The 9562-nt window shown below is 43.5% G+C and carries 3 protein-coding genes; 1 reads left to right on the plus strand and 2 read right to left on the minus strand.

What is annotated here, in order from left to right; all coding sequences use genetic code 11:
• Positions 1-542: 542 nt before the first annotated feature.
• Complete coding sequence (locus NWP17_RS14785; protein WP_280655651.1) at positions 543-1235, minus strand: IS1 family transposase; 693 nt, start codon at positions 1233-1235, stop codon at positions 543-545.
• A 153-nt stretch (positions 1236-1388) separates the two neighbouring features.
• Positions 1389-3797 (minus strand): carbamoyltransferase HypF, encoded by a 2409-nt coding sequence (gene hypF, locus NWP17_RS14790; RefSeq protein ID WP_280655652.1) that lies wholly within the window; start codon positions 3795-3797, stop codon positions 1389-1391.
• Positions 3798-4240: 443 nt separating this feature from the next.
• On the opposite strand from hypF, the gene NWP17_RS14795 reads away from it, so the two are divergent.
• Positions 4241-9562 (plus strand): type I polyketide synthase (locus NWP17_RS14795; protein WP_280655653.1); only part of this gene is annotated, 5322 nt, incomplete at its 3' end.

Here is a 9562-nt window from a genome sequence, read left to right on the forward strand (position 1 = left end):
CAACCCTAATATGTATTACGCGCCAGAAAATTTTCCATTGGGGGGTTGACTACTTGACTTGACAATGATATATTTTCATCATGGGAATCTGTGTCCGCATATAAGGTCTTTTTTCAACCACCAATATTTGATATTCGGATCGACAATCCCGTTCATAAAGGCGATCGCATTTTTTAATCCCCCCTCAAATATTCCATCAACATCTCATATTCCCGGATAGACAATCCCCTTCATGAGGGCGATCGCATTTCCCAACCCCCCTCCTAATATTCCATCAACCCTAATATGTATTACGCACCAGAAAATTTTCCATTGGGGGGTTGACTACTTGACTTGACAATGATATATTTTCATCATAGGAATCTGTGTGCCCATATAAGGTCTTTTTTCAACCACCAATATTTGATATTCGGATCGACAACCCCGTTCATAAGGGCGATCGCATTTCCCAACCCTCCTAATATTCCATCAACATCTCATATTCCTGGATAGACAATCCCGTTCATAAGAGCGATCGCGGCGTTGCATATTTGCGGGATGAATCAACTAAACGCGGGTATTACTTCATACTTTAAATAGTGAAGTAATAATTTAATTGAATACCTAAGCATATCTACAGATTTTGAATAGCATAGCGTTTTTCTATGTAGTTGCGCTAAGTAGTGACGCAAACGTGTATTTTCACCCTCTACCCTAGTCATATATGTTTTGCTCACAATATGATCCTCTGGCTGAATAAAACTCGGATAAACCCTCCACCCATCAGTAACATAAAAAAAGCATTGCCAGAGTTTAACGATGTCCCACAAAGGTTGAAATGCTTGTGAGCTGTGGTCTCCCACAACCCAAGCCAGGATATTTTTACGGAAGTGATTTACTGCTGTCCACAACCATATTTTGTTTTTTTTTGATCCCACAAAGGTCTCCAACTCATCAAGCTCACCTACCAAGGGTGTTTCCTCAACTGGTGGAGCATCTGGAAGTATGGAACCAATTTGTTTTAGCCAGTAAATAATAGTTGTATGATGAACGCCTTTATCGCGTTCAATTGTTCTAAATCCCATACCGTTAACATAAGAGCGCAGGCAACTTTGTTTAACTTCTTCTGAATAACCTTTAGGTGGACTATAGACATCGATAAATTGACGACCACAATCAACACAAATGTGATTTTGTTTACCTCGACGTTTGCCATTCTTTCTGATTTTGGAAGACCCGCAGTTTGGACAATGCACAGTAGATTACCTCAATTCATACCTCTATTATGCAACGCCACAATGTCAACTATACCTATAGTTAGGAGATAAGCTTTACCATTTACCATGGGGTTCCCTGTTTTATTTTCTTCTATTTTGGAGCGATCGCCTGCTTTTAAGTGGTTTAATTACCTAAAATTGATAGGTGTTGTGACTACATCTAGCTGCAACAATCATAGCTTGTCCCAGAGATATTCCTCCATCATTTGGAGGTACTTTACTGTGAGTAAGAACTTCCATGCCCATATTTTGCAGTAATTTAGTTGTTTGCTGTAAAAGAATTCGGTTTTGAAATACTCCCCCGGTTAGTGCTACTTGATTGGTTTTATATTCTTGACTCAATTGTTTAACTGTTTCTATAATCAAATGGGCTAGAGTTAGGTGAAACTTGGCAGCTATTTCCCCTATTGCAACTTGTTGGTTTATATCTTCTAAGATTCCTTTCCACATGGGAGCTGTGTTTATATAGTACATTCCATTGAATTTTTCAATATTTTGATGTGATGGATAACTGGATATATCATTTAGTATTTCAGGACTGATGCTGGACTCCATTTCTATAGCTGCTTGTGCTTCGTAGGTACATTCTTCCCGACAAATCCCAATTGCTGCTGCTACCGCATCAAATAACCTACCTACAGATGATACAAGGGGTGAGTTAATATTTTTTTCCACCATTTGATCTAGCAATTTCAAAGGTTGTTTTTGTAGAAACCGCACAATTTCTAGAGAGGGGTATTGCTCTTGAACCTCTTGCCAATTTAAAGCACTATTGAGGTGAGCATAAGTATTTCTCCAGGGTTGGTAAATAGACTGTTTTCCTCCTATCATAGGTACTGGTTTAAAGGTAGCCAGTCTTTGGCAATTAGAGTAATCAGCCAGGAAAAATTCTCCTCCCCAGAAATTACCATCTTCTCCATATCCTAAACCATCAAAAGCTACACCTAATACTGGCTGGCTATTTAAAGGTATTTTGTTTTCCCCTAGACAAGCTGCAATGTGGGCATGATGATGTGGAATTTCATCAAGTTGAATTTCATTACTGACTGCTAATTGTCTACCTAGTTTTGATGATAAATATTCCGGATGTTTATCAATGGCAATAATTGCTGGTTTATGGGCGAATAAATTGAGATATAAATTTAGGGTTTCTTGATAGGTAGCAAAAGCGGAGGCATTTTCTAAATCTCCTAAATGTTGTGATAAAATAGCCTCACCTGCTCTCAATAAACAAAAGGTGTTTTTCAATTCTCCACCCATGGCTAAAATAGGTGGCGTCTTTTCAAAACCTTGTGGTAAAATAATCGGTGCTGGTGCATATCCCCTAGCGCGTCTGAGAATTTGGATTTTTTGATTAACTACTCTCACTACTGAATCATCTAGTCGGTTAATAATATCTCGGTTATGTAATAAGAAATAATCAGCTATTGAACCTAACCTTTTTTTGGCATTTGAATTATCAATACATTGAGGTTCATCGGCAATATTACCGCTGGTGAGAACTATGGGAACATTCATTCTCCTGAGAATTAAATGATGTAGAGGGGTATAGGGTAACATGAAACCCAGAGTGTTTTGACCAGGTGCGATCGCCCTAGCTATGGGCTTCCCAATTTGGGATTTTACTGAGTTATGTGGCAAGTTATTTTGGGGATTAATTTTTAATAAAACAATTGGTGCAGCAGGACTAGTTAATAAATCTTTTTCTAAATCAGAAATCTGACAATATTGAGATATTATATTGATATCTCTAGCCATTAAAGCAAAAGGTTTATGATAACGTTTTTTTCGCTGTCGTAGTTTTTCAACCACAGTTTCCTGGGTAGCATCACAAGCTAAATGGAAACCACCTAAACCCTTAATAGCAACAATTTCACCTTTTCGTAATAAGGTACAAACTGCATCAACCTCATCTAACATAGAAAACATATCCCCAGTGATAGGTTGACCATCAGCACGTTCTAACCATGCGCGGGGACCACAACGAAAACAAGCTACGGGTTGAGCGTGGAAACGTCTATTATTCACATCTTCATATTCCTGGTTACATTCTCCACACATAGGAAAATCTACCATGCTAGTATTATTTCTATCGTAGGGAATGGCCTGAATAATACTTAACCGTGGTCCACAATGGGTACAGTTAGTAAAGGGGTAGCGGAAATAACGACTAAAGGGATCAAAAATTTCCTTTTGACATTGATCACAGGTTGCAGCATCGGGAACAATTTCCGTTTTCACTGGTGTTTCCATACTGGGAGAAATGATAAATTCTGTGAGTTCATCACCATGGAAATCATTAGACCCAGAAAGTGGACTCCTGATTAGTTCATGAATTTGAGCTAGGGGTGGACAGTGGTCATACAGTTGCTGCACAAAAGTAGTTATCTTTTCCTCACTCCCTACAATCCGGATTAAAACTCCATCCCCATCATTACATACATCTCCTTTTAAACCAGCATTTTTAGCCAAGCGGTAAACCGTGGGACGAAAACCTACACCCTGAACAGTACCCCTAACTCTTATTTGCTCTGTTCTCATGTTTTTACTGCAAAAGCATATTCATATTATATTCTAATAGGGTTGGTGGAATATTCAAGGGGAGGTTAGAAAATGCGATCGCTCTTATGAATGAGGTTGTCTATCCGAATATCAAATATTGGTGGTTGAAAAAAGACCTTATATGCGGACACAGATTCCCATGATGAAAATATATCATTGTCAAGTCAATTAGTCAACCCCCCAATAGACATCTCCGAAAAAGAATCAAAGTGTGATAAAATTTGCAGTACAGCAGGATATAAAATAGTTTTTCCTCTATACTTCTGAGTGTAGGCTTGCGTCCGCCCCCGGGCGCACGTTTGCGGTTTGCTAAGGAGTTAAACACGGTGCGTTAATATGTATCAGCAACCTGAGATAACAGCTCGTTGAATGCTTAGCGGTTAAGTCCAGTCATTGCTCGTAGCAGTCGCTCTTGATTCAGGATGCGGTCTAAGTTCAACATTAATGTCACCCTACTTGTCTGCTTGATTATTATCCCTTATTTTCCAACAACTCTAATGAAAGTACCTATAACAGCAAACGAAGATGCAGCTACATTACTTCAGCGTGTTGGACTGTCCCTAAAGGAAGCACACCAACAACTTGAGGCAATGCAACGCCGAGCGCACGAACCGATCGCAATTGTGGGGCTGGGGCTGCGGTTTCCGGGAGCTGATTCACCACAGACATTCTGGAAACTACTTCAGAATGGTGTTGATATGGTCACCGAAATCCCTAGCGATCGCTGGGCAGTTGATGAATACTATGATCCCCAACCTGGGTGTCCAGGCAAAATGTATATTCGTGAAGCCGCTTTTGTTGATGCAGTGGATAAATTCGATGCCTCGTTTTTTGATATTTCGCCACGTGAAGCGGCCAATATAGATCCCCAGCATAGAATGTTGCTGGAGGTAGCTTGGGAGGCACTCGAAAGGGCTGGCATTGCTCCCAGCCAATTGATGGATAGCCAAACGGGGGTATTTGTCGGGATGAGCGAAAATGACTATTATGCTCACCTAGAAAATACAGGGGATCATCATAATGTCTATGCGGCAACGGGCAATAGCAATTACTATGCTCCGGGGCGTTTATCCTATCTATTGGGGCTTCAAGGACCTAACATGGTCGTTGATAGTGCCTGTTCCTCCTCCTTAGTGGCTGTACATCTTGCCTGTAATAGTTTGCGGATGGGAGAATGTGATCTGGCACTGGCTGGTGGCGTTCAGCTTATGTTAATCCCAGACCCTATGATTGGGACTGCCCAGTTAAATGCCTTTGCGACCGATGGTCGTAGTAAAACATTTGACGCTGCCGCCGATGGCTATGGACGCGGCGAAGGTTGTGGCATGATTGTACTTAAAAGAATAAGTGACGCGATCGTGGCAGACGATCCAATTTTAGCCGTAATCCGGGGTAGTGCAGTCAATCATGGCGGGCGTAGCAGTGGTTTAACTGCCCCTAATAAGCTGTCTCAAGAAGCCTTACTGCGTCAGGCACTACAAAACGCCAAGGTTCAGCCGGAAGCAGTCAGTTATATCGAAGCCCATGGCACAGGGACACAACTGGGCGACCCGATTGAGGTGGGAGCATTAACGACCGTCTTTGGATCTTCTCGTTCAGAACCCTTGTGGATTGGCTCTGTCAAAACTAATATCGGACACCTAGAACCAGCCGCTGGTATTGCGGGGTTAATAAAAGTCATTTTATCATTACAAGAAAAACAGATTCCTCCCAGTCTCCATTTTCAAAACCCTAATCCCTTCATTGATTGGGAATCTTCGCCAGTTCAAGTGCCGACACAGTGTGTACCCTGGACTGGGAAAGAGCGCGTCGCTGGAGTTAGCTCGTTTGGTATGAGCGGTACAAACTGTCATCTAGTTGTCGCAGAAGCACCTGTCCGCCAAAACGAAAAATCTGAAAATGCACCGGAGCGTCCTTGTCACATTCTGACCCTTTCAGCCAAAACCGAAGCGGCACTCAACGCATTGGTAGCCCGTTACATGGCATTTCTCAGGGAAGCGCCCGCCATATCCCTAGCTGATCTTTGTTATAGTGCCAATGTCGGGCGTAATCTTTTTGCCCATCGCTTAAGTTTTATCTCCGAGAACATCGCGCAGTTATCAGAACAATTAGAACACTGCCCACAGCAGGCTACAATGCCAACGCAACATAATGTGATACTAGATAATCAACTCAGCCCTCAAATCGCTTTTCTGTTTACTGGACAAGGTTCGCAGTACATCAACATGGGGCGTGAGCTTTACGAAACTCAGCCCACCTTCCGTCGGATTATGGACGAATGTGACGACATTCTGCATCCATTGTTGGGTGAATCAATTCTGAACATACTCTACACTTCCCCTAGCAAACTTAATCAAACCGTTTATACCCAACCTGCCCTTTTTGCTTTTGAATATGCCCTAGCAAAACTATGGATATCATGGGGTATTGAGCCTGATGTCGTACTGGGTCACAGCGTGGGTGAATATGTAGCCGCTTGTCTGGCGGGTGTCTTTAGTTTAGAAGATGGGTTAAAACTCATTGCATCTCGTGGATGTTTGATGCAAGCCTTACCGCCGGGGAAAATGCTTAGTATCAGAAGCAATGAGATCGGAGTGAAAGCGCTCATCGCGCCTTATAGTGCAGAAGTATCAATTGCAGCAATCAATGGACAGCAAAGCGTGGTGATCTCCGGCAAAGCTGAAATTATAGATAATTTAGCAGCAGAGTTTGCATCGGAAGGCATCAAAACACACCTAATTACAGTCTCCCACGCTTTCCACTCGCCAATGATGACCCCCATGCTGAAAGCATTCCGAGACGTTGCCAGCACCATCAGCTATAGGTCACCCAGTTTATCACTGATTTCTAACGGTACAGGGCAATTGGCAACAAAGGAGGTTGCTACACCTGATTATTGGGTGCGTCATGTCCATTCTACCGTCCGTTTTGCCGATGGTATTGCCACATTGGCAGAACAGAATACTGACATCCTCCTAGAAGTAGGACCCAAACCAATATTGTTGGGTATGGCAAAGCAGATTTATAGTGAAAACGGTTCAGCTAGTCATCCGCTCATGCTACCCAGTTTGCGTGAAGATGGCAACGATTGGCAGCAGATGCTTTCTACTTGTGGACAACTTGTAGTTAATGGAGTCAAGATTGACTGGGCGGGTTTTGACAAGGATTATTCACGACACAAAATATTGTTGCCCACCTATCCGTTTCAGAGAGAACGATATTGGATTGAAAGCTCCGTCAAAAAGCCCCAAAAACAGGAGCTGCGCCCAATGTTGGATAAGATGATCCGGCTACCATCAGAGAACAAAGTGGTGTTTGAAACCGAGTTTGGCGTGCGACAGATGCCTCATATCTCCGATCATCAGATATACGGTGAAGTCATTGTACCGGGGGCAGTATTAGCTTCCTTAATCTTCAATGCAGCGCAGGTTTTATACCCAGACTATCAGCATGAATTAACTGATATTGCTTTTTATCAGCCAATTATCTTTCATGACGACGATACGGTGATCGTGCAGGCGATTTTCAGCCCTGATAAGTCACAGGAGAATCAAAGCCATCAAACATTTCCACCCATGAGCTTCCAGATTATTAGCTTCATGCCGGATGGTCCCTTAGAGAACAAACCGAAAGTCCATGTCACAGGGTGTCTGAGAATGTTGCGCGATGCCCAACCGCCAACACTCTCCCCGACCGAAATACGTCAGCGCTGTCCACATACCGTAAATGGTCATGACTGGTACAATAGCTTAGTCAAACAAAAATTTGAAATGGGTCCTTCCTTTAGGTGGGTACAGCAACTTTGGCATGGGGAAAATGAAGCATTGACCCGTCTTCACATACCAGATGTGGTCGGCTCTGTATCAGGACATCAACTTCACGGCATATTGCTCGATGGTTCACTTTCAACCACCGCTGTCATGGAGTACGAGTACGGAGACTCCGCGACCAGAGTTCCTTTGTCATTTGCTTCTCTGCAACTGTACAAACCCGTCACGGGAACAGAGTGGTGGTGCTACGCGAGGAAGATTGGGGAATTCAAATATGACTTCCAGATTATGAATGAAATCGGGGAAACCTTGGTGAAAGCAATTGGCTTTGTACTTCGTGAAGCCTCTCCCGAAAAATTCCTCAGAACAACATACGTACACAACTGGCTTGTAGACATTGAATGGCAAGCTCAATCAACTTCCCTAGTCCCTTCTGATGGCACTATCTCTGGCAGTTGTTTGGTTTTATCAGATCAGCATGGAACAGGGGCTGCATTGGCACAAAGGCTAGACAATGCTGGAGTGCCAGTGACCATGATCTATGCTGATCTGATACTGGACAATTACGAATTAATATTCCGTACTTTGCCAGGTTTACAACAAGTCGTCTATTTATGGGGGTTGGATCAAAAAGAGGATTGTCACCCCATGAAGCAAGCAGAGGATAACTGTACATCGGTGCTATATCTTGTGCAAGCATTACTCAATACCTACTCAACCCCGCCATCCCTGCTTATTGTCACCTGTGATGCACAAGCGGTGGTTGAACAAGATCGAGTAAATGGCTTCGCCCAATCGTCTTTGTTGGGACTTGCCAAAGTTATCATGCTAGAACACCCAGAATTGTCCTGTGTTTACATGGATGTGGAAGCCGGATATTTACAGCAAGATGTGGCGAACACGATATTTACACAGCTAAAAAGAGGCCATCTATCAAAGGACGGAGAAGAGAGTCAGTTGGCTTGGCGCAATGGACAAGCATACGTAGCACGTCTTAGTCAATATAAACCCAAATCCGAACAACTGGTTGAGATCCGCAGCGATCGCAGCTATTTGATCACTGGTGGACGGGGCGGTGTCGGCTTACAAATCGCACGGTGGTTAGTGGAAAAGGGGGCTAAACATCTCGTTTTGTTGGGGCGCAGTCAGACCAGTTCCGAAGTCAGTCTGGTGTTGGATGAGCTAGAATCAGCCGGGGCGCAAATCATTGTGGCTCAAGCTGATATTAGCGATGAGAAGGTATTAGCGCAGATTCTGACCAATCTAACCGTACCTCTGTGTGGTGTAATCCACGCCGCAGGAGTGCTTGATGATGCGAGTCTACTCCAACAAACTCCAGCCAAGCTCAAAAAAGTTCTATTGCCAAAAGCAGAGGGGGCTTGGATTCTGCATAATTTGACCCTGGAGCAGCGACTAGACTTCTTTGTTCTCTTTTCTTCTGCCAGTTCTCTATTAGGTGCGCCAGGGCAGGCCAACTATTCAGCAGCCAATGCTTTCCTAGATGGTTTAGCTGCCTATCGGCGAGGGCGAGGACTCCCCTGTTTGTCTATCTGCTGGGGGGCATGGGATCAAGTCGGTATGGCTGCACGACAAGGGCTACTGGACAAGTTACCGCAAAGAGGTGAAGAGGCCATCCCGTTACAGAAAGGCTTAGACCTCTTCGGCGAATTACTGAACGAGCCAGCCGCTCAAATTGGTGTGATCCCAATTCAATGGACTCGCTTCTTGGATCATCAAAAAGGTAATTTGCCTTTTTATGAGAAGTTTTCTAAGTCTAGCCGGAAAGCGCAGAGTTACGATTCGATGGCAGTCAGTCACACAGAAGATATTCAGAGGAAACTGAAGCAAGCTGCTGTGCAAGATCGACCAAAATTATTAGAAGTGCATCTTCGCTCTCAAGTCGCTCAACTGTTAGGAATAAACGTGGCAGAGCTACCAAATGAAGAAGGAATTGGTTTTGTTACATTAGGTCTT

Source organism: Chrysosporum bergii ANA360D (assembly GCF_029891735.1).
Classification (GTDB): Bacteria; Cyanobacteriota; Cyanobacteriia; order Cyanobacteriales; family Nostocaceae; genus Umezakia; species Umezakia bergii.